The 18,835-nt window shown below is 64.2% G+C and carries 20 protein-coding genes; 8 read left to right on the forward strand and 12 right to left on the reverse strand.

Annotation, left to right across the window (positions count from 1 at the left end; translation table 11 throughout):
- Window positions 1-10: 10 nt before the first annotated feature.
- Window positions 11-970 (forward strand): hypothetical protein, encoded by a 960-nt coding sequence (locus LC083_RS11045; protein WP_226700427.1) that lies wholly within the window; start codon window positions 11-13, stop codon window positions 968-970.
- Between the two features lie 76 nt (window positions 971-1,046).
- Here the strand turns inward: LC083_RS11045 and LC083_RS11050 are convergent, their stop codons facing one another.
- Window positions 1,047-2,255, reverse strand: coding sequence for a methionine gamma-lyase (locus LC083_RS11050; RefSeq protein WP_226700428.1), 1,209 nt, complete (start codon window positions 2,253-2,255; stop codon window positions 1,047-1,049).
- A gap of 116 nt (window positions 2,256-2,371) precedes the next feature.
- On the opposite strand from LC083_RS11050, the gene LC083_RS11055 reads away from it, so the two are divergent.
- Complete coding sequence (locus LC083_RS11055; protein ID WP_160606375.1) at window positions 2,372-2,821, forward strand: Lrp/AsnC family transcriptional regulator; 450 nt, start codon at window positions 2,372-2,374, stop codon at window positions 2,819-2,821.
- Here the strand turns inward: LC083_RS11055 and LC083_RS14080 are convergent.
- The gene (locus LC083_RS14080; protein ID WP_226700429.1) at window positions 2,818-3,789 is read right to left on the reverse strand and encodes a DUF3137 domain-containing protein; all 972 of its coding nucleotides are present in this window, start codon (window positions 3,787-3,789) and stop codon (window positions 2,818-2,820) included. The two genes, LC083_RS11055 and LC083_RS14080, sit on opposite strands and share 4 nt — an antisense overlap.
- 65 nt (window positions 3,790-3,854) lie before the next feature.
- Between LC083_RS14080 and LC083_RS11065 the strand changes: the two genes are divergently transcribed.
- Window positions 3,855-4,412 (forward strand): LemA family protein, encoded by a 558-nt coding sequence (locus tag LC083_RS11065; protein ID WP_226700430.1) that lies wholly within the window; start codon window positions 3,855-3,857, stop codon window positions 4,410-4,412.
- A gap of 190 nt (window positions 4,413-4,602) precedes the next feature.
- Window positions 4,603-5,805, forward strand: a complete 1,203-nt coding sequence (locus tag LC083_RS11070; protein ID WP_226700431.1) for a type III PLP-dependent enzyme — start codon at window positions 4,603-4,605, stop codon at window positions 5,803-5,805.
- A gap of 72 nt (window positions 5,806-5,877) precedes the next feature.
- Here the strand turns inward: LC083_RS11070 and LC083_RS11075 are convergent, their stop codons facing one another.
- The 6 genes from LC083_RS11075 to murI all read right to left on the reverse strand — a co-directional run bounded on the left by LC083_RS11075 (window position 5,878) and on the right by murI (window position 10,504).
- Entirely contained in the window at window positions 5,878-6,645 is a 768-nt protein-coding gene (locus LC083_RS11075; protein WP_226700432.1) for a hypothetical protein, read from the reverse strand.
- Window positions 6,646-6,723: 78 nt separating this feature from the next.
- Window positions 6,724-7,149 (reverse strand): hypothetical protein, encoded by a 426-nt coding sequence (locus tag LC083_RS11080; RefSeq protein WP_226700433.1) that lies wholly within the window; start codon window positions 7,147-7,149, stop codon window positions 6,724-6,726.
- A gap of 183 nt (window positions 7,150-7,332) precedes the next feature.
- Entirely contained in the window at window positions 7,333-8,028 is a 696-nt protein-coding gene (locus LC083_RS11085) for a nitroreductase (RefSeq protein WP_222554300.1), read from the reverse strand.
- Window positions 8,029-8,099: 71 nt separating this feature from the next.
- Window positions 8,100-8,378, reverse strand: a complete 279-nt coding sequence (locus LC083_RS11090) for a YdeI/OmpD-associated family protein (RefSeq protein ID WP_226700434.1) — start codon at window positions 8,376-8,378, stop codon at window positions 8,100-8,102.
- Between the two features lie 4 nt (window positions 8,379-8,382).
- Window positions 8,383-9,603: a 5-aminolevulinate synthase gene (hemA, locus tag LC083_RS11095; protein ID WP_160606383.1), complete on the reverse strand. Its 1,221-nt coding sequence runs from the start codon at window positions 9,601-9,603 to the stop codon at window positions 8,383-8,385.
- Window positions 9,604-9,709: 106 nt separating this feature from the next.
- Window positions 9,710-10,504: a glutamate racemase gene (gene murI, locus LC083_RS11100; protein WP_226700435.1), complete on the reverse strand. Its 795-nt coding sequence runs from the start codon at window positions 10,502-10,504 to the stop codon at window positions 9,710-9,712.
- Window positions 10,505-10,618: 114 nt separating this feature from the next.
- Between murI and plsY the strand changes: the two genes are divergently transcribed.
- Genes plsY through LC083_RS11115 form a run of 3 tightly spaced genes read left to right on the forward strand, consistent with a single transcriptional unit; the run spans window position 10,619 to window position 12,664 of the window.
- Window positions 10,619-11,218, forward strand: coding sequence for a glycerol-3-phosphate 1-O-acyltransferase PlsY (gene plsY / locus LC083_RS11105; protein WP_226700436.1), 600 nt, complete (start codon window positions 10,619-10,621; stop codon window positions 11,216-11,218).
- Complete coding sequence (dprA, locus tag LC083_RS11110; RefSeq protein WP_226700437.1) at window positions 11,215-12,330, forward strand: DNA-processing protein DprA; 1,116 nt, start codon at window positions 11,215-11,217, stop codon at window positions 12,328-12,330. The genes plsY and dprA overlap by 4 nt, the downstream gene beginning before the upstream one ends.
- 49 nt (window positions 12,331-12,379) lie before the next feature.
- Window positions 12,380-12,664, forward strand: a complete 285-nt coding sequence (locus LC083_RS11115; RefSeq protein ID WP_226700438.1) for a hypothetical protein — start codon at window positions 12,380-12,382, stop codon at window positions 12,662-12,664.
- Between the two features lie 87 nt (window positions 12,665-12,751).
- Here LC083_RS11115 and LC083_RS11120 read toward each other — a convergent pair whose 3' ends face one another.
- Window positions 12,752-12,904 (reverse strand): hypothetical protein, encoded by a 153-nt coding sequence (locus LC083_RS11120; RefSeq protein WP_226700439.1) that lies wholly within the window; start codon window positions 12,902-12,904, stop codon window positions 12,752-12,754.
- Between the two features lie 126 nt (window positions 12,905-13,030).
- Window positions 13,031-13,216 (reverse strand): hypothetical protein, encoded by a 186-nt coding sequence (locus tag LC083_RS11125; protein ID WP_226700440.1) that lies wholly within the window; start codon window positions 13,214-13,216, stop codon window positions 13,031-13,033.
- A 155-nt stretch (window positions 13,217-13,371) separates the two neighbouring features.
- Here LC083_RS11125 and topA point away from each other — a divergent pair, with 155 nt between their 5' ends.
- The gene (gene topA, locus LC083_RS11130) at window positions 13,372-15,915 is read left to right on the forward strand and encodes a type I DNA topoisomerase (RefSeq protein WP_226700441.1); all 2,544 of its coding nucleotides are present in this window, start codon (window positions 13,372-13,374) and stop codon (window positions 15,913-15,915) included.
- 25 nt (window positions 15,916-15,940) lie between these two features.
- On the opposite strand, the gene LC083_RS11135 is transcribed toward topA, so the two are convergent.
- The gene (locus LC083_RS11135; RefSeq protein ID WP_226700442.1) at window positions 15,941-17,539 is read right to left on the reverse strand and encodes a phospholipase D family protein; all 1,599 of its coding nucleotides are present in this window, start codon (window positions 17,537-17,539) and stop codon (window positions 15,941-15,943) included.
- 18 nt (window positions 17,540-17,557) lie between these two features.
- The gene (locus LC083_RS11140; protein ID WP_226700443.1) at window positions 17,558-18,811 is read right to left on the reverse strand and encodes an MgtC/SapB family protein; all 1,254 of its coding nucleotides are present in this window, start codon (window positions 18,809-18,811) and stop codon (window positions 17,558-17,560) included.
- Window positions 18,812-18,835 lie beyond the last annotated feature (24 nt).

Consider the following 18,835-nt stretch of genomic DNA (forward strand, 5'->3'; position numbering starts at 1 on the left):
TTCTAGGACCATGACCAAGACCCGCCATATGCTCACCAGCGCCCCCCTCGCGATTGCAGCGGTGGTCGCGCTCCCCCTGTTCCCCGCATCGGCGCAGGAGCAGCCCGTTATCGTGCTGCCGGACACTGCTCCGACCACCACCACGAGCGTACCTGCAGCCACCGCTACTCCCGCGCCGGTCATCGTCCTGCCGGACCCCGAGCCGGTCACGACCCTGCCCGCGACAGACGCAGCTCCGGCCGACAGCGCGACTCGTGAAGCAGCACCCGCACCGGTTGCGGCCAGCCGTGCCGCTCCGGCACGCGAAGTCTCGCGTCCGGTCGTCGACGCAGCAGCAGCGACGCCGGTCGAACCCGCTTCCGAGGGTGCACCAAGCGCAGAAATTGCTCCGTTGCCTGCGGCTTCGGCAGAGACGATCGCTGCAAACCGCGCTGCGCTAGAGCCCGTTCCCGCGCCGGTCGAAGATGCGTCAAGCGCTGCCCTGCTGCTCGCTCTTCTTGGAGTTGGCGGTGTCGGCCTCGCGGCATTCTACCTGATGCGGCGCCGCCGCAAGCAAACGGTGCCGACCATCGAACGCCCGCATGTCGCAAGTGCTCATATAGCCACGCCGCCGGTCCTCGATCGCGATCCGGTCGTCACGACGGACGACGCGGCTCATCCGGCGACCTCGATTGCGCCCGTCGTTCCGGCTCGCGCCGCTTCTCCCAGCAATGGTGCTGCCGTCGAACTTCCCCGCGAAGCGCCGACCACCTTCGCCGAGCGTGACAGCCTGCTGAAGCGCATGATTGCCGCGCGTCCGGACCGGGCGAACCCGTTCCGCTCGCCCAAGGCGCGCGCCAAGCGGGCGCGACTGATCCTCCAGTCGCTCAACATGAATTTCCACGACCGCAAGCCGTGGATCGACCTCAGCCAGTACACGAACATCTGGCCCGAGTTGCGCGGGCACGGCCCCCGCACTGCGACTGCCTGAACCCTCTCCCCGACCCCTCAACAGGTGTCGCAGCGGTAGGGGCGTCCTCCCGAAAGGGTAGGGCGCCCCTATTGGTTTACGCGGCGATGGAGAGTTCCGATGCAGCCAGTGCCTGCTCGAGGTCGGCAAAGATGTCGCCTGCTTCTTCCAGCCCGATGGACAGGCGCAGCAGGCCTTCGCCGATGCCGTGGGCCGCGCGCTCTTCGGGCGTGTAGGTGGAATGGGTCATGCTGGCCGGGTGCTGGATCAGCGTTTCGGCATCGCCCAGTGAAACGGCGCGGATGATCATCTCAAGCCGGTTCATGAAGCGGATCCCCTGGTCGTATCCGCCGACAAGGTCGAAGGCGATCATCCCGCCCGGAAGCGCCATCTGCCGCGTCGCCAGTTCGTGCTGGTCGAAGCTTTGCAGCCCCGGATAGTGGACCGCTGCGACCTGCGGCTGCGCTTCGAGCCATTGCGCGACTTCCAGCGCGGTGCGGCTGTGTCGTTCCATGCGCAGGGCAAGCGTCTTGAGGCCGCGCATGATCAGCGTGGCGGTGAAGGGGCTCATGACGGCGCCCGTCATGTCCTTCAGGCCTTCGAGGCGGACCTTCTGCATCATCTCGGCACTGCCCGCGACAAGCCCTCCGACAAGGTCGCCATGACCACCGAGGTATTTCGTCGCGGAATGAACGACGATGTCGGCGCCAAGCTCGATCGGGCGCGTGAGGGCAGGCGTCGCATAAGTGTTGTCGACTACGACCTGCGCACCGTGGCGCTTCGCAACCGCGCTGATCGCGGCGATGTCGACGAGCCGCATGTTCGGGTTCGCCGGGGTTTCGAAATAGACCACTTTGACGCGATCGTTCATGGCCGCTTCCAGCGCTGCGGGATCGGTCAGGTCGACATGGGTGACCTTGACGCCAAACTTTGCCAGCCCGTGCCGGAAGAAAGCGAAGGTGCAGCCGTAAAGCGTCTCGTCGGTGACGATTTCGTCGCCGGCTTCCAGGATGCTCCACATGACCGCCGTGATCGCGCCCATGCCGCTGGCGGCGGCAACACCCGCCTCCGCACCTTCGAGCACGGCAAGGCGCTGCTCCAGCAGGTCGACAGTAGGATTCGAGATCCGCGAATAGAAATAGCCGGGCTGTTCGCCGGCAAAGATGGCGCCGCCGTGTTCGGCGCTTTCGAAGGCAAAAGTCGACGCAAGGTGCATGGGCGGCGTGAGAGCGCCCTGGTTTTCTGCCGGATCGTAACCGTGATGGATGGCGCGGCTTGCGAAACCGGAAAGCTTGGTGCGACTCATGATATGCCTCTTTGCATGCGTTTGAGGCGAATATACCGAAGCAGCCGTGGCATTTCCCTGCAAAGTGTGCCACTAATCGGCTCTAGATTGGCATATTATGCTAACGGGAGGTCGGTTTGGACGGGAAAGATCGCCAGATCCTGAGAGAGCTGCAGCGCGACGGGCGCCTCACCAATGCGGAACTGGCGGACCGCGTGAACCTGTCGCCTTCGCCCTGCCTGCGACGCGTCAGGAACCTGGAGAAGGCGGGAGTCATCGAACGCTATGTCGCACTCGTCGACCGGGAGGCGGCAGGCTATCCGGTGACCGCTTTCGTGCAGGTAACGCTGGCGCGCCATGACCGCGAGGTGGTCGATACTTTCGAGCAGCGAGTGCGCGAAACGCCGCAGATACTGTCCTGCCACCTGCTGACCGGAAGCTCGGATTACCTGTTGCAGATCGTGGTCGCCGGCCTCGACGATTACGAGACCTTCATGCGCGAAACGCTTCACACCACGCCGGGCATCGCGACCATCAATACCAGCTTCGTCTACGGCACCGTGAAGGACACGGTCGAGCTTCCCTAGAGGCGCGTGGCGGGGGACCGCACCTGGTCCGAGCGTATCCGATTGAGGGCTAGTGCCGCGTCGGCGAGCTGGGCGAACTGGCGGATCGTCTCGCGCACGAGATGGGCATCCTCGTGATGGTCGAGGGACCCGCTTTCGAACATGTCGCCCCCGTTGATTGCCATGACCATCGTACCGCCGGTGAACAGGACCGAGCTGTCCCTGCCGCCGAATGCGCTCTCCATCGCCAGCAGGCGCTCGATATATTCGGGATGCATCATCCACCGCGCTTCGGTCTGGTCGGTGGAATAGACATCGTAGCGGTCCTCGAATTCGGGGCTCACCATCTGCGCGCGGTCGAGGATGGTCCCCTCGACCTCGATCGTGTCCTTTGCCCCGCCGAAGAACTTGCTGAACTGCCCGTCGGGGGCGAGCAGGGTGGTGCCGTGGAACCGTTCTTCGAAACCGATCGACAGGATCGCGCCGCGAAAGACCGTGACCCAGCGCTGGTTCTTGCCCGAGCCGCGCCGCTCCTCGAGATGCGCCTCGTGCAGCAGGAAGGGGTGGGGGCCTGCATGGCCCGACCACATGTCCTCGAAGCTCGAACGGTCGTGCGACGGCAGAAGGCGGAATGCGCGCGTCTGCTCGAATGCCTCGCTGCCTTTGCAATCGTGGCAGTATTCCAGCCCCAGCGACTTCGCGATGGCTTCGTTGATGCCCGATTTGACCTGCTTCTTCGCATCGAACTTGGGTTTCTGGGTCCACGCCCAGGCGAGGCCACCCGCAACCACCCAGACGAATATGGGAATGTCGAAAGGCGAGAAGCCGAACACCCAGAGCGCGCCGAGCAGGGGCAAGAGGACGATGGCGATATTGAAGATGCGGTTATTCGATTTCTCGATCGCGAGACGGCGTGTGGTGCGCTGGCCGTCCAGCCATTCGCCCAGTTCGCCTGCCATCAGCCGATCCGCATCGGGATATTCGATCACCCGTACTTTCCCCCTTAACCCTTGCGCCCTATCATAGCGCCCGGCTTGGAATAAGGGGTTAAGATATGAGCGTTTTCGCAATGGTGCTGATCGGCGTCATCGTGCTTGTCGCCATCATGCTGGTAGGCATCTACAACCGGCTGGTCGGCTTGCGGCAGACGGTCAACCAAGGCGTGGCCGATATCGACGCGCAGCTGCGGCAGCGTCACGATCTCATCCCGAATCTCGTCGAAACCGTGAAAGGCTATGCCGGACACGAGAAGGAAACGCTCGACGCCGTGATTTCCGCGCGCAACCAGGCCGCAAACGGTCCGATTTCCTCGGGCGACGAACAGGGGCTGCGGGTGGCCCTCGATCGGCTTCTGGCGCTGGGCGAAGCCTATCCCGACCTCAAGGCTTCGGCCAATTTCCAGGAACTGCAGCGCGAACTGGCGCATGTCGAAGACAAGCTGGCGGCTGCCCGCCGGGCACTCAATGCCGCGGTTTCGCGCTACAACACGGGCCGCGAGACTTTCCCGGCCGTGCTGTTCGCCGGAATGCTGGGCTTCCAGCCGGCCGATTTCCACCGGCTGGACGACAGCGAGAAGGGTACGGTCGACCAGGTGCCCAAGATCGGCTTCTAGCCGGGCTCGACCCACCGCAGCACAGGCCCGAGACACCCCGGGAAAGGTTGCAATTGCGGGGCAACATTTCACTTGCGATTCATGATGCACGAGATATATGCGCCGCTCCCGCTGCCCCAAGGGGACTTCCTAACCGCAAGGCAGCTTGTCGTTTCATGGTCCGCAAGGACTGTTTAGGGGGTCCCTTGAGTTGCAGCATTTCCCTGACGCCTGGTCCGTAGTTCGCGCGCTCCGCCCGGACGAGCCGGTCATTCTCAATCGCCCGCACGCCGCAGCGCGTGCTGCCCGCTTCTTCGTCGAGAAGTTCCCGGGCAAGTCGCTCTATGCGGTCAAGGCGAATCCCTCGCCCGATCTCGTGCAGATCCTGTGGGACAACGGCATCACGCATTACGACGTCGCGTCCATCGCCGAAGTGCGCATGGTGCGGCAGGCGCTGCCCGATGCGACGCTGTGCTTCATGCACCCGGTCAAGTCGCCCGGCGCGATCCGCGAAGCCTATTTCCAGCACGGCGTGAAGACCTTCAGCCTCGATTCGGTCGAGGAACTGGAGAAGATCGTCGATGCGACCCGCGGCGAAGACGGCGAACCGGCAGCCGACCTGCGGCTGTGCGTGCGCCTGCGCGTCTCGTCCGAACACGCCGCCCTCAGCCTTGCTTCCAAGTTCGGCTGCGACCTCACCGAAGCGCCTGCGCTCCTGCAGGAAACCCGCCAGTATGCCGACTGGCTGGGCGTATGCTTCCACGTGGGTAGCCAGGCGATGAGCCCGTTCGCCTATGTCCAGGCGTTGGACCGCACGCGTGCGGCCATTGCCGAAGCTTCGGTCGTTATCGACATGGTCGATGTCGGCGGCGGTTTCCCGAGCGTCTATCCGGGCATGGAGCCTCCGCCGCTCGAAGACTACTTCACCATCATCCACCAGCACTTCTACGCGCTGCCGATCGCTTACAACGCCGAACTGTGGTGCGAGCCCGGCCGCGCGCTGTGCGCCGAATACAGCAGCCTGGTAGTGAAGGTCGAAAAGCGCCGCGGCGAGGAACTCTACATCAACGACGGTGCCTATGGCGCCCTGTTCGATGCGGCCCATGTCGACTGGAAATTCCCCGTCCGTGCGCTGGAAGAAGACCTGATCAAGCCGGCGACCGATTTCGCCTTCTACGGCCCGACCTGCGACGATGCCGATTTCATGCCCGGTCCGTTTTCCCTGCCGGAAGACATCCAGGCCGGCGATTATATCGAAATCGGGATGCTGGGTGCCTATGGCGCCGCGATGAAGACCGACTTCAACGGCTTCGGCGCGGCCGAGCGTATCATCGTGACGGACGAGCCCATGGCGAGCCTGTACGACGGCAGCCGCGCCCGTCCGGCAGCGGACAATGTCGTCAGCCTGCGCTGACACCAAGCGATAGCAAATTGAAAGGGCCGCGCGACCGGATAGTCGCGCGGCCCTTTCTGTTTCTGCGCTGCCTTACTGGCCGAAACGGTAGAGGATTTGCGCACCGCCGCCGATGTCCGGGCTGCCATCGGCAAGGCCGGTATAGGCATAGCCCTGAAGGCGCAGCGCATCGCTCAGCTTCTGGGTCAGCGAACCGGTAACCTCGCTCCGGTTGGGGGCTGTGGGCAGGGAGCCGTCGCGCCAGTCGTAATCGAGCCCCAGCGTCGTATCGCCGAGCACGGCGTAGGCGCCTGCTCCTGCCAGCCAGACGTCCTGCAACGCGAATTCATCGCTGCTGCCGTTGAACCGGCGACCGCCGCGCACGGCTGCACTGACATTGCCGAAGACCTGTAGCAGTTCTCCTTGCAGCGTAATGTCGGTCGTGCCCGTTCCCAGCGCCTTTTCGGTCGACGCAGTGGGCAGCTTTACCTTGCCGGTCACGTCGAAGAAGGTGCTGTCGGACACGCCGAGCGAATAGGTCGCCGCCACGATCACGTCGCCGAGGCCGGAGCGGGAAGAAATCTCGGCAGCATTGTTGTTGCCGCGCACACCGCCATCGCCGGGAATGACGTCGGCGGGGCCGGTCACGTCGAGATAGGGGATAGTCACGCGAATGTTGAAGTCGCCCGACTGGACCTTTGCCGTCACCGGAATGGCCAGGAAGTCGGTGTCGACGTCCTCGCCATAGTCGCCGGAGGAATAATCCACGCCGGCGGCGATTTGGACATAGTCCTGCGCGGCAACTGCTTGGGGCAATGCGAGTGCGGATAGCGCGAGCGGGCCCGCGATCATGCGTTTCATGTCGTTGTCTCTGTTCAGGCGGATGGAAACCCGCTCCCGGCCCCCTGAACGACCGGGAGCAGGCTCTTCATCGGGCTGTCAGCCCCCGCGGCCGGGTCGCTCGGGGCGTTCCGGCTTTTCGGGCTTCTCGGGCTTTTCGGGGCGTTCCGGCTTTTCCGGACGATCGGCCTTGGCCACCCGCTCGGGCTTTTCGTGCGTCACGACCGCACGCTCGCCGTCGGCTTTGGTGATCGTGTGAATATTGCCCGAGGGCGTTTCCACGGTCTGGGTAAAGCCGATCTCGACCGTTTCGAACGTAGGGTTCCCGTTTTCGTCGAGAACGGGATTACCTTCCTCGTCCAGCACTTCGCGTTGTTCGGTCAGTGCCTCGCGGGTGACGATGGCGCCATTGGGTTCCGCCGTTTCGGTTTCGGTTTCCGTGCCGCCAGCGTCCTGCGCGAAAGCAGGGGCGACGATGGCCATGGCCAGTGCGGTCGGCATTGCGACCAGATTCAGTTTTTTCATTTGCAACCCTCCATCAAGCAGGAACGCACACCGAGTGCGTCCTGTCTGGGTGGGCGAACGAACTTAATTTCGCGCCAAGAGGCAAGGTTAGTCCGACAGGGCGAACGGCGTTTGCGCCCGACCGCAAAGCGGCGGGCCTGCGGTCGTATCAATAGTTAAAACCAGCCTGCGGGCCTGCAGGAATCAGTCTTCGAAACCCACGAAGCGCGCCGCCTCGCTCACCTCGCGGCGGGTAATCTTTACAGGGTTCGCGGGGAAGTCGGGATCGGGCCAGCCCATGGCGACTGCCTTCATGATGACCTGGTCGTCGGGAATGCTGGCGTGTTCGCGCACTACCGGGCTTTGCATGATCCCTTGCGAATTGATCACGCAGCCGAGCCCACGGCTCCATGCAGCATTGACCAGCGCGGTGGTCACAGCGCCGCAGTCGAAAGCCGTGTCGTCGCTGTCCGAAAGCTCCTTGTCATAGGTCACGATCACGCAGACGGGGGCATCGAACTGTCGAAATCCGCGCAGCACCCAGTCCTGTCGCTTCTCCTTGTCGTCGCGCTCGATGCCCATCGCTTCGAACAGCTGGATTGCGCAGCCGATCTGCCGTTCGCGGTGGACGCCTTCGAACGGATGACCGCGGCGAAATTCGCGGCTGTCGGGCACGCCGGCAAGGATGTTCTCGGTATTACCCTTGCGAATGCGGTCGAGCGGTTCGCCGGTAATGACGTGGAAGTGATAAGGCTGCGTATTCATCGAGGAGGGGGAGCGCATCGCCAGTTCGAGCACTTCCTCGATCAGCGCACGCGGGACCGGTTTGTCGAGATATCCGCGGATCGAACGCCGCCCGCGCACCACCTCTGCGAAAGTCTGTTCCGGATTGCCGCTCATGATTCCTCCTGCTCTCTCGGTCAGGAGTGCTAGCCCAAGCTTCGCGGGAGGCAAAATCCCCTACGGCACGGTCATGCATCGACCCACTTGCGCGCGGATTCGCGGCGGTGGGGGCAGCCCGGCCAGCAGCAGGGGCGCTTCTTGCCGTCGAGCACTTCCTCCCGAAGGCGCGCGCGGCGCTTTTGCCTTGTGACCTCCTGCTTGGCGGAGATGGTCCAGCAGACCCACTCGTTCCGCGCGAGCGAGGTCAGGGCCTGCCACTTGCCCGAAAGCGTAGCATCGCCATCGAGCATGGCCTGGATTTCGGGAGGTATGGGGTGGCGAAAGTCCGGATCGGCAGCTTTCGCCATCGGATCACGCGGCCTTGCGCAGTTCCAGTTCCATGCGGTCCCAGATTTCGACCAGCGCGCCCACCAGCTCGTCCATCATGGCTTCGGTATGGGCAGGGCCGGGCGTGAAGCGCAGGCGTTCCGTACCGCGCGGGACGGTGGGGAAGTTGATCGGCTGCACATAGACGCCGTATTCGGCGAGCAGGATGTCGCTGATCTTCTTGGCGCGCACCGGATCGCCCACCATCAGCGGGACGATGTGGGTGACGCTGTCCATGACCGGCAGGCCGGCCTCGCGCATCTTCGCTTTCAGATAGGCTGCGGCAGCCTGCTGGGCGTCGCGCTCGACGCTCGATCCCTTGAGGTGGCGGACGGCGGCCAGCACGCCTGCGACCAGCACGGGGCTCAGCGAGGTCGTGAAGATGAAGCCCGGCGCATAGGAACGGATGCAGTCGATCACGCGCGTATCGGCCGCGATATAGCCGCCCATCACGCCGAACGCCTTGCCCAGCGTGCCTTCGATGATGTCGACGCGGTGCGCCGCTTCGTCACGTTCGGTAATGCCGCCGCCGCGTGCACCGTACATGCCGACCGCGTGGACTTCGTCGATATAGGTCAGCGCGTTGTACTTTTCAGCGAGATCGCAGATCGCGTGGATCGGGGCCACGTCGCCGTCCATCGAATAGACGCTTTCGAAAGCGATCAGCTTGGGCGTGTCGGGATGTTCCGCCTCGAGCAGTTCCTCGAGGTGGGCGAGGTCGTTGTGGCGAAAGACGCGCTTCTCGCAGCCCGAATTGCGGATGCCGGCGATCATGCTGGCGTGGTTCAGTTCGTCCGAGAAGATCACGCAGCCGGGCAGTAGCTTGGCGAGCGTCGACAGAGTCGCGTCGTTGGAGACGTAACCGCTGGTGAAGAGCAGGGCGCCGTCCTTGCCGTGCAGGTCGGCCAGTTCGCGCTCCAGCTGGATGTGAAGGTGCGTGTTGCCGCCGATGTTGCGGGTGCCGCCCGAACCTGCGCCCACGTCGTGCAGCGCCTCTTCCATCGCCTCGATCACCTTGGGGTGCTGGCCCATGGCGAGATAGTCGTTCGAACACCACACGGTGATCGGCTTGGGACCGTTGTGACCGTGGAAGCAACGCGCGTTGGGGAAGGCCCCCTTGTTGCGCAGGATGTCGATGAACACGCGGTAGCGGCCTTCCGAATGAAGGCGGTCGATCGCTTCGTCGAAGATCTGGTCGTAATTCACGCGGCAAGGGGCCCGTCAGCGCCGCCACGGCGGCCATACACGGGCCGTCACATAAGCGAACGGGGCGGCTTTCGCCACCGCGATCTTTGCGAACGATTCGCAAGGATCAGAAGCGTTCGAGGCGCTCGATACCGTGTTGGGCGAAGGTGGGGGCGAGGCGCTCGAAATCGGCCAGATCGCCGGTGGTCACGGCAAGGTCCGGCTCGGCGCGGTTGAAATCCTGCCCCTCCACGAGATGCGCGATCCGGCGCGCGATGCCCGCCGCGCCGTGGACGAAGGTCACGTCCTTCCCGAATGCCTCGCGCAGTTCCGGCTCCAGCAGCGGGAAATGGGTGCAGGCGAGCACCACCGTGTCCATGTTCTCGCCGCCCGGCTGGAGGACGAGGCCGGACGCGGCGCGCGCGACGTCGTCCACGCTGATCGTCTCGCCGCGGAGCTTCGCCTCGCCCAGCGCCACGAGGTCGTTGGCGCCGTAGCGCAGCAGCACCTTGTCGCTGGCGAACTCCCGCTCGAGATCGTCGACATAGCGCTGGCGCACGGTCGCTTGTGTGCCGAGCAGGCCGATCGTGCCGGTGCGGGTGACCGCTGCAGCGGGCTTGATCGCGGGCACGGTGCCGACGATCGGCGTTTCCAGCACCTCGCGCACCATGCCGAGCGCAATCGTGCTGGCGGTGTTGCAGGCGATGCAGATGAGGCGCGGCTGGTAGCGTTCCGCCATACGCCCGAGAAGCCCGGCGACCCGCGCGGCGACCTCCGCCTCGCTTTTCGCGCCATAGGGCAGGCCGGCCATGTCGGCGGCGTAGATCACCGGCGCACCGGGCAAGAGCTTGCGCATTTCGGCAAGGACGGTCAGCCCGCCCACGCCGGAATCGAACAGCAGGATCGGGGAAGAAGCGTCCAAAATCGATAGTCCCCTGGCCCCGGCGCTTGTCGAAGGGGCGCGTTTCACATTAGGGCGGTAGAGGTAGAGGGGCGCAGGCTGCAAGCCAAGTCCCGACAGTCGCGGGGAAAAGCAGTGCCGACCGAACTCACCATCAATGTCCTCTGGGCCGCCCTGTTGGGCTACGGCTTTGGTTCCATCCCCTTCGGCCTGATCCTGGCCAAGTTGGCGGGCAAGGGCGATATCCGGACCATCGGCAGCGGCAATATCGGCGCGACGAATGTCCTGCGCACCGGCAGCAAGGGGCTGGCTGCGGCAACGTTGCTGCTCGACCTCGCTAAGGGTTTCGTCCCGGTCTGGCTGGCCGGAATGTGGTTTTGGCAGGACATGGGCTGGACTGCGCTCTTCGCCGTCATCGGCCATGCCTTTCCAGTCTGGCTGGGGTTCAAAGGCGGCAAGGGCGTGGCGACCAATGCGGGGGTCAGCTTCGCGCTCGCCTGGCCGATCGGGGTGGCCTACGCGGCGGTCTGGATCGGCATGCTCGCGATCACCCGCATCAGCTCGCTTGCCGGCATGAGCGCGGTGGTAGCCGCTGCCGTCGCCGCCTACGCGCTCGGCGTGCCCACCTTCGCCAAGGTGCTGGCGGTGATCGCCGTGCTGGTGATCTGGCTGCATCGCGAGAACATCCGGCGCCTCGTCGCAGGTACAGAGCCCAAGGTCGGCTCCAAGGGGTGAACGAACTCGCCCGGCCGCCAGCGGCATCGCTCACGCAGGAAGAGGCTTTCGCGCGCATCCGGCTGCTGCGTTCGCCCAATATCGGGCCGGTCAGCTATGCCATGTTGCTGGCGCGCTTCGGCACGGCCGCCGCGTCGCTCGATGCCCTGCCGGATCTCGGCAAGCGCGGGGGGCGACAGTACCGCGCCGCGCCCGCAGACCGGATCGAGCGCGAGGTCGATGCCGTCAGGCGGGCAGGGGCCAAGTACCTCTTCCACGACCAGCCCGATTTTCCCGCGCTGCTGGCCGAGGTTGACGGTGCCCCGCCGATCCTGACCTATCGCGGCGACCTGTCTCTGGCATCCGCACCCTGCGTTGCCCTGGTCGGTGCGCGCAATGCCAGCGCGGCTGCGGTGAAGCTGGCCCGCGAATTCGGGAAGGGCCTTGCCGAGGCGGGCTTCACTGTCGTTTCCGGCCTTGCGAGGGGCATCGACGGTGCAGCGCACGAGGGGGCCTTCCCGCGCACCATCGGCGTGATCGCCAGCGGTATCGACATCGCCTATCCGCCGCAGCACGAGGCCTTGCAGGAACGGATCGCGAGCGAGGGCCTGCTGATCGCCGAACAGCCCCCCGGCACCGAGCCGCGCGGCAGCCACTTCCCCAGCCGCAACCGCATCATCGCAGGCCTCGCCAGCGGGACCTTGGTGGTCGAGGCGGCGGTCAAGTCCGGAAGCCTGATCACGGCGCGGCTGGCGGGCGAGGCCGGGCGCGAGGTCATGGCGATCCCTGGCTCACCACTCGAAGCGCGCAGCCACGGCTGCAATCACCTCATCCGCGAAGGCGCGGTGCTGGTGCAGTCGCCAGAGGACGTGGTGGAACTGCTCACGGGCTTCGACGGCACCCCGCGCTCGACCTTCCGCGAGCCGGTGTCGCAATTCGATTTCGAGCCGGGCGAAATGGCCGAAGCGCAGCCGGCAGACATCGCCTCGCTGCTGACAACCGCGCCGGTCGCCATCGACGAACTCATCCGCCAGTCAGGCGAAAGTGCGGCGGCAGTGCAACTGGCGCTGTTGGAACTGGAAATCGCCGGAAAACTGGAGCGGCATGCCGCGGGGCGGGTGAGTTTGACTTAAAGTCAGCTATGGGGTGGAAAGCTGCCACTTGCGATACTAGGCTTGGATTATGTCGCTCGGTTCGTTCGCTCATAAAATGGCTCGCTTCAACCGAGGCTATGGTCGAATTTTCATACCGATTTGGCTCGCATTCGTTGGGTTCTTCACGATTGCTGCTGTCGCTGACTCAATCTTGGAGTTTGGATGGGGTTACGACTGGAACGATGTAAAAATCTGCCTGATAATGCTCGGCTGTGGGATCGTTTTTTGGTTCGTCTGGCAAGGCGGGCTCAGACTGAGCGAGTGGTTCAACGAGACCATGTTTGGACCTGACCCGACAAAGAACGACGATTGAGTTCGAGGTAAGGTCGCTAGCCACCCGTCTGTTTCTGGCACATCGCTAGCTCGGTGACAGCGTCGTCAGATGGGTGGGAAGCGGACACTATTGCCACGGGCATCGGCCATAACCGTCAAGGCAATAAGCAAGCCCGAACATCGCATCCAAGATCGGAGACCAACCGAGCATTGCCGCGACAATCACCATGGTGAGAATGCCAAGGCAACCGATGCGCATGGCGAGGGCTTGTTGTTTCACTGCGGAAGTCTGTGCTCCTTCTTTCATATTCGCAAATCAGTCCCAAACCGCATTGTTACCTTCCTGTCCGGTCCTGACGCAGCGATTGCTCGGTGAAAGCGGCTTCAGTTGGGGTGGAAGGCAGACCTAGTCGTCTTCGCCGCGAAACAGCGCATCGACGTCCTCCGGTCGCATGCGCTTGAGCTTATCATCAAGTTTTCGGTCGTAGGCCCGGTCATTCGGTTCGGCACCTTTTTGAGCCTTTCTACCGATCTGGCGCAAATAGGTGGCCGTCGCATTCGCAAGGCGCTGCTTTTTCTCAGATGCCTTCATCCCATGGAAAATACCGCATTGTGCGCTGTCCGCAATCGGGTCGTTAGCTGCTGTTCGCTCTTGCCCCGCTCGAAACCCGCTTGACGCCTTCCGAACCCGCCCCCCATTTTCGCGCGTATACGCATACGTACACGTAAGGGACCGATTTTTCCTCCATGCAACTGGTCATCGTAGAATCGCCGGCCAAGGCGAAAACCATCGAGAAATACCTCGGCAAGGACTTCAAGGTCCTCGCCTCCTACGGCCATGTCCGCGACCTGCCGCCCAAGGATGGCAGCGTGCGTCCGGACGAGGATTTCGCGATGGACTGGGAACTCTACCGGGACAAGCAGAGCCGGTTCAAGGAAATCGCCGACAACGCCAAGAAGGCGGATCGCCTGATCCTCGCCACCGACCCTGATCGCGAAGGGGAGGCGATTTCGTGGCACGTTCGCGAACTGCTCGCCAAGCGCAAGGCGCTGCCCAAGGAAGTCGACCGCGTGACCTTCAATGCGATCACCAAGCAGGCGGTGACCGACGCGATGAAGGCCCCGCGCGAGCTCGACCAGCCGCTGATCGACGCATACCTCGCCCGCCGCGCGCTGGACTATCTCTACGGCTTCACCCTTTCGCCGGTCCTCTGGCGCCGCCTTCCCGGCGCGAAGAGCGCGGGCCGCGTGCAGTCGGTGGCGCTGCGCATCATCGTCGACCGCGAGATCGAGATCGAGCATTTTAGGGCCGACGAATACTGGTCGGTCGTCGCCAAGCTGGAACAGGACGGGACGCAGTTCGACGCCCGGCTGGTCAAGTTCGACGGGCAGAAGCTCGACAAGCTGACGCTCGGCAACGAAGGCAGCGCCAAGGCCGCCAAGAAGGCGGTCGAGGATGCGCGCTTCACGGTCGAGGACATCGAAACCAAGCCGCTGAAGCGCAATCCCGCGCCTCCGTTCACCACCTCGACGCTGCAGCAGGAAGCCGCCCGCAAGCTCGGCTTTTCGGCCAGCCATACGATGCGGCTCGCCCAGTCGCTCTACGAGGCGGGTGCCATCACCTACATGCGTACCGACGGGGTACAGATGGACGGCAGCGCCATCAATTCCTGCCGCAAGGCCATCGCCGACCGCTACGATGCCTATTACCTGCCCGACAAGCCGCGGTTCTATTCGACCAAGGCCAAGAACGCGCAGGAAGCCCACGAGGCGATCCGGCCCACTGATTTCAGCCGCGACCGCGCAGGCTCGGGCGACGAGGGCAAGCTTTACGACCTGATCTTCAAGCGCGCGATGGCGAGCCAGATGGCCGCCGCGCAGCTCGAACGCACCACCATCACCCTGCGTGACGGGACCGGCAAGCACGAGCTTCGTGCGACCGGCCAGGTGGTGAAGTTCCCGGGCTATTTCGCGGTCTACCAGGAAGGCTTCGACGACAAGGACGACGACGAGGACGGCCTGCTGCCGGTCGTGAACAAGGGCGATGCGCCGGCCAAGAAGGCGGTCGAGGCGAACCAGCATTTCACCCAGCCGCCGCCCCGCTATTCCGAGGCGAGCCTGGTCAAGAAGCTGGAAGAGCTCGGCATCGGGCGTCCGTCGACCTATGCCAGCACGATCCAGACCATCCGAGATCGCAACTACGTCCGGATGGAGAAAAACCGTTTCTTTGCAGAGGAATCGGGACGACTTCTGACAGCATTTCTGGAACGGTTCTTCCCGCAATATGTTGCGTTCGATTACACGGCGGGGCTCGAAGAAGAGCTCGATACCGTGTCCGACGGGCGCGAGGACTGGAAGCAGCTGCTCGAAGCCTTCTGGCGCGATTTCAAGCCCAAGACCGAAGAGGTCATGGACAAGAAGCCGTCCGAGGTGACCGAGGTGCTCGACGACTTCCTCGCCGACTATCTCTTCCCCGAGCGCGCCGACGGCAAGGACCCGCGCCATTGCCCGCTGTGCGAAACCGAAGGGCGCGATGGCGGCAGGCTAGCCCTGCGCGGTGGTCGCTATGGCGCTTTCGTCGCCTGTGCCAATTATCCCGAGTGCAAGTTCACGCGCCAGTTCGCCAAGCCCGGTAGCGAAGGCGAAGACGGCGGCCAGGACGCGGTGCTGGGAGAAGATCCGGAAACCGGCCTGCCGGTCGAACGCAAGACCGGCCGGTTCGGGCCATACGTCCAGTTGGGCGAGGGCAAGGACGCCAAGCGGGCGAGCATTCCCAAGGACCTCGACGATTTCGATCTCGAATGGGCGCTCAAGCTGCTCGGCCTGCCGCGCATCGTCGGCGCCCATCCGGAAACCGGCATGGAAATCGAAGCGAACATAGGGCGTTACGGGCCATACCTTCGCCATGATGGCAAGTACGGCAAGCTGACCTCGACCCGCGAAGTGTTCGAAGTCGGCATGAACCGCGCTGTCGCGATCCTGTCCGAAGCGGCCAACCGCAAGGGCGGGGCACGCGGCAAGGCGGAACCGATCAAGACGCTCGGTGCGCACCCGACCAGCGGCGGCGAGATCAAGGTCATGCCGGGCCGCTATGGCCCCTATGTCACCGACGGTACGACCAATGCGACGATCCCCAAGGATGTGAAGCCCGAGGACGTGACCGAGGAACAGGCCATCGCGCTGATCGATGCCCGCGCTGCCAAGGGGCCGGCCAAGAAGAAGGGACGCAAGAAGGCCGCTCCGAAGAAGAAGAAGGCTGCGCCCAAGAAGAAGGCTGCGGCGAAGGACTAGCGCCGGACTTGCTGGCGCGCTCGTCCTAGAGGAGCCAGGCGATCGGTAACTTGGACAGAGCTTCGACGACGAAGCGGCTGAACGCGCTGGTTCCGGGTTCGGTCGTGTGGACCTTCGGCGGGTCCCTATCGGACACCGTCCAGGTCAGCTCGCCGTCCTCGCCTAGGCTGACACGGTAGGCATTGGTCGGAAGGCGCTGGTCGAGCCGCGCCACCATCTCCGACGCCAGTTCCGGAGCATCGATCACGAAGCCCATCTCGCAATTGAGCAGGGCACTGCGCGGATCGAAATTGAAAGAGCCGACGAACAGGCGCTTGCCATCGATCGCGAAGGTCTTGGCGTGGAGGCTCTCCCCGCCGCCGCTGAAGCGTGACTTGCCCAGCGTCTTCATTTCGAGACGTGCGTCATCGCCATGGGGCCGCGCTTCATAGAGTTCGACCCCGGCCTCGACCAGCGGCTTCCTGCTAGGGATATAGCCGGCATGCACGATCGGCACGTCGGTTACGCTGACGCTGTTGGTGACGATTCGCGTCTCCACGCCTCTATTGGCTAGGCCCACCAGCATTTCGGTGCCGCGCTCGGCAGGTACGAAATAGCCCGAAAGCAAGTCGAACCGTGTCTGCGCACCTGCGATAATCGGCGCAAGCTGCGCTGCAAGTAGGTCCTCTTCGGGAATTGGGCCTGCCGCCTTGCGCGGATCGTCGGCCAGCAGCTCGATGTCCGCCCAGGTGAAGCCGCCATCGCGCATCGTGCGCTCCAGGCTGGCGTAGGCATCCGTAGCCGCTGCGGCATAGGCGCTTGCCAGATCGCTGTCCGGGTGGCGGGGATTGCGCCAGTTTTCGATCAGGCGTGCCTCGACTTCGCCGAGGATCAGTTCCGCGGGGTAGGAGGCTTCGCTGGTCCAGTAGCGCTGGAATTCCGCCGAGACTTGCGGGACCACCGAACCGATGGCGAGGGCGTCGAGGTCGATGAACAGCCGCTCGCTTGCTGCACCGAAATAGACGTCGCCGACATTGCGCCCGCCGACCAGGGTGATCGCGTCGTCGACCGTCAGCGACTTGTTGTGCATCCGGCGGTTCAGGCGGGGAAAGTCGAACAGGTAGTTGATGACGCGCGGCTTGCGAATGGTCATCGGGTTGAAGATCCGCACGTCGATCCGCGGATGCGTGACCACCGCGGCCCACATCGGGTCAAGGCCGGCGGTGGGATTGTCGTCTATCAGCAGGCGCACCCTTACGCCGCGATCGGCAGCCCGGACGATCTCCGCCAGCAGCATCGAGCCCGACAGGTCGTCTTCCCAGATATAGTACTGGGCATCGATCGTGCGTTCTGCCTTGCGCACCATGGCTGCGCGCATGGCAAAGGCTTCGAGGCCCGTGCCTAGGAGCATGACGCCCGATTTGCCGGGCTGCGTCGCCGCATGTCCGGCCAATCGCTCGGCAAGGACGCTATCGGTGCTGGTAACGGCTGCATCGGGAGGAAACAGGTCACGCGATGGCAGCGGATTGGCGAGTTTCAGGACCAGCCCGAGCACCGCCAGGGCACCGATTATCGAAACGAGGACTATCGCAATACTGACCAGCCTCGACCTGCCTTTCTCCGGTTCGCGGTTTTCCTTGCCCATGACCCGATCAACCCGACCCTAAAGTCCCAGATAGCCGACTGTCAGGCTGACCGCCAAGGCTACCATGCTTGCACCCAGCGCGATGGAGGCAGGGCGAGCCTCGCGCTTGCCGTAGACCAGCGTGACACCCAGTTTCACGGCCATGTTGGCAAGGATGGTGCCCGCGATGGCGAGCGCTGCCAGTTGCGGTGCGATCGTGCCCGGCTCCAGCCCTCCGGCAGTGACGATTGCCGCGTCGACATCCATGCTGCCCATGAGCAGCAGCAGGATGGCGATGCCCTGTTCGCCGAACTCGCTTTGTGCCCAGCGCGCTGCCACGGCCGCTACTGCGACAAAGGTGACGAAAGTCAGCGCAGGCAGCAGCGCGATCGGGTTGCCGGGCGGGGCGGGGCCGGTGCTGCTGGGTGCCTTGCGGTAGAGGTGGTAGGCGACAGCGAAGCCGACGACCAGCGCGGGCGCGACGACCATCACGAAATGGGGCAGGAGGCTGGTTGCCAAGACCGCAACCAGCACGATTACGCGCAGGTACATGACCGCGCTCGCCAGTGCGATGCCTGCATTTTCCGCGCCGCCACCGGCGCCTGCCCCGATCTTCTGGGCGAAGGAATGGGTTACGGCGGTCGAGCTGTAGGCCCCGCCGATGATCGCGGTCGCGATGGTGCCCTTGCGCGCACCGAACAGCCGGTTGGCGACATAGCCTGCAAAGGAAAAACCGGTGACGATGATGACCACCAGCCAAAGGGTCTGAGGCTCCCAGGCATCATAGGGGCCGAAGCGACCTTCGGGCAGGAAGGGGAAGACGGCGAGCGCGATGACGGCATAGTGGGCGAAAGCCTTGATATCGGCCGCATCGAGCGCGCCGACCCAGCGATGGACTTCGGTTCGCAGGGCAAGAACCGCGGTAACGACTGCTCCTCCAGCCACAGCCAGCGCCGGTTCGCCGGTTCCGGCAAGAAAGCCGAGGCCGAGCGTGACCATGGCAGCCACAGCCGAGGTCGCGTCGGGCTTTCCGTCCGCGAGGCTGGAGCGGGAGTAGCCGATGGCGACGATGGCTGCCGCGCCGGCCAGAACGACACCTCCGCCGACGGGCTGCCCGGATGCTGCGAACAGGCCGGCGAGACCTGCGGCCAGTGCAAGCAGGGTGAAGGTGCGGATGCCGGCAACACGCTGGCCATCTTCGGCCTCGCGCAGCTTCCAGCCACGCTCGATACCGACGAGCAGGCCGACGGCCAGCGCCGCGCCTAGTGCAAGGGCTTCATTCCCCCAGCTCAAGCCTGTTCTATCCCCTCAACCAGC

The organism is Qipengyuania gaetbuli, from assembly GCF_020524765.1.
GTDB lineage: Bacteria > Pseudomonadota > Alphaproteobacteria > Sphingomonadales > Sphingomonadaceae > Qipengyuania > Qipengyuania gaetbuli_A.

Coding starts and splice junctions, on each gene's coding strand:
- LC083_RS11045 (WP_226700427.1), top strand. CDS start 11: ATGACCAAGACCCGCCATATGCTCACCAGCGCCCCCCTCGCGATTGCA.
- LC083_RS11050 (WP_226700428.1), bottom strand. CDS start 2,255: ATGAGTCGCACCAAGCTTTCCGGTTTCGCAAGCCGCGCCATCCATCAC.
- LC083_RS11065 (WP_226700430.1), top strand. CDS start 3,855: ATGAGCGTTTTCGCAATGGTGCTGATCGGCGTCATCGTGCTTGTCGCC.
- LC083_RS11075 (WP_226700432.1), bottom strand. CDS start 6,645: ATGAAACGCATGATCGCGGGCCCGCTCGCGCTATCCGCACTCGCATTG.
- LC083_RS11080 (WP_226700433.1), bottom strand. CDS start 7,149: ATGAAAAAACTGAATCTGGTCGCAATGCCGACCGCACTGGCCATGGCC.
- LC083_RS11085 (WP_222554300.1), bottom strand. CDS start 8,028: ATGAGCGGCAATCCGGAACAGACTTTCGCAGAGGTGGTGCGCGGGCGG.
- LC083_RS11090 (WP_226700434.1), bottom strand. CDS start 8,378: ATGGCGAAAGCTGCCGATCCGGACTTTCGCCACCCCATACCTCCCGAA.
- LC083_RS11115 (WP_226700438.1), top strand. CDS start 12,380: ATGTCGCTCGGTTCGTTCGCTCATAAAATGGCTCGCTTCAACCGAGGC.
- LC083_RS11125 (WP_226700440.1), bottom strand. CDS start 13,216: ATGAAGGCATCTGAGAAAAAGCAGCGCCTTGCGAATGCGACGGCCACC.
- topA (WP_226700441.1), top strand. CDS start 13,372: ATGCAACTGGTCATCGTAGAATCGCCGGCCAAGGCGAAAACCATCGAG.
- LC083_RS11135 (WP_226700442.1), bottom strand. CDS start 17,539: ATGGGCAAGGAAAACCGCGAACCGGAGAAAGGCAGGTCGAGGCTGGTC.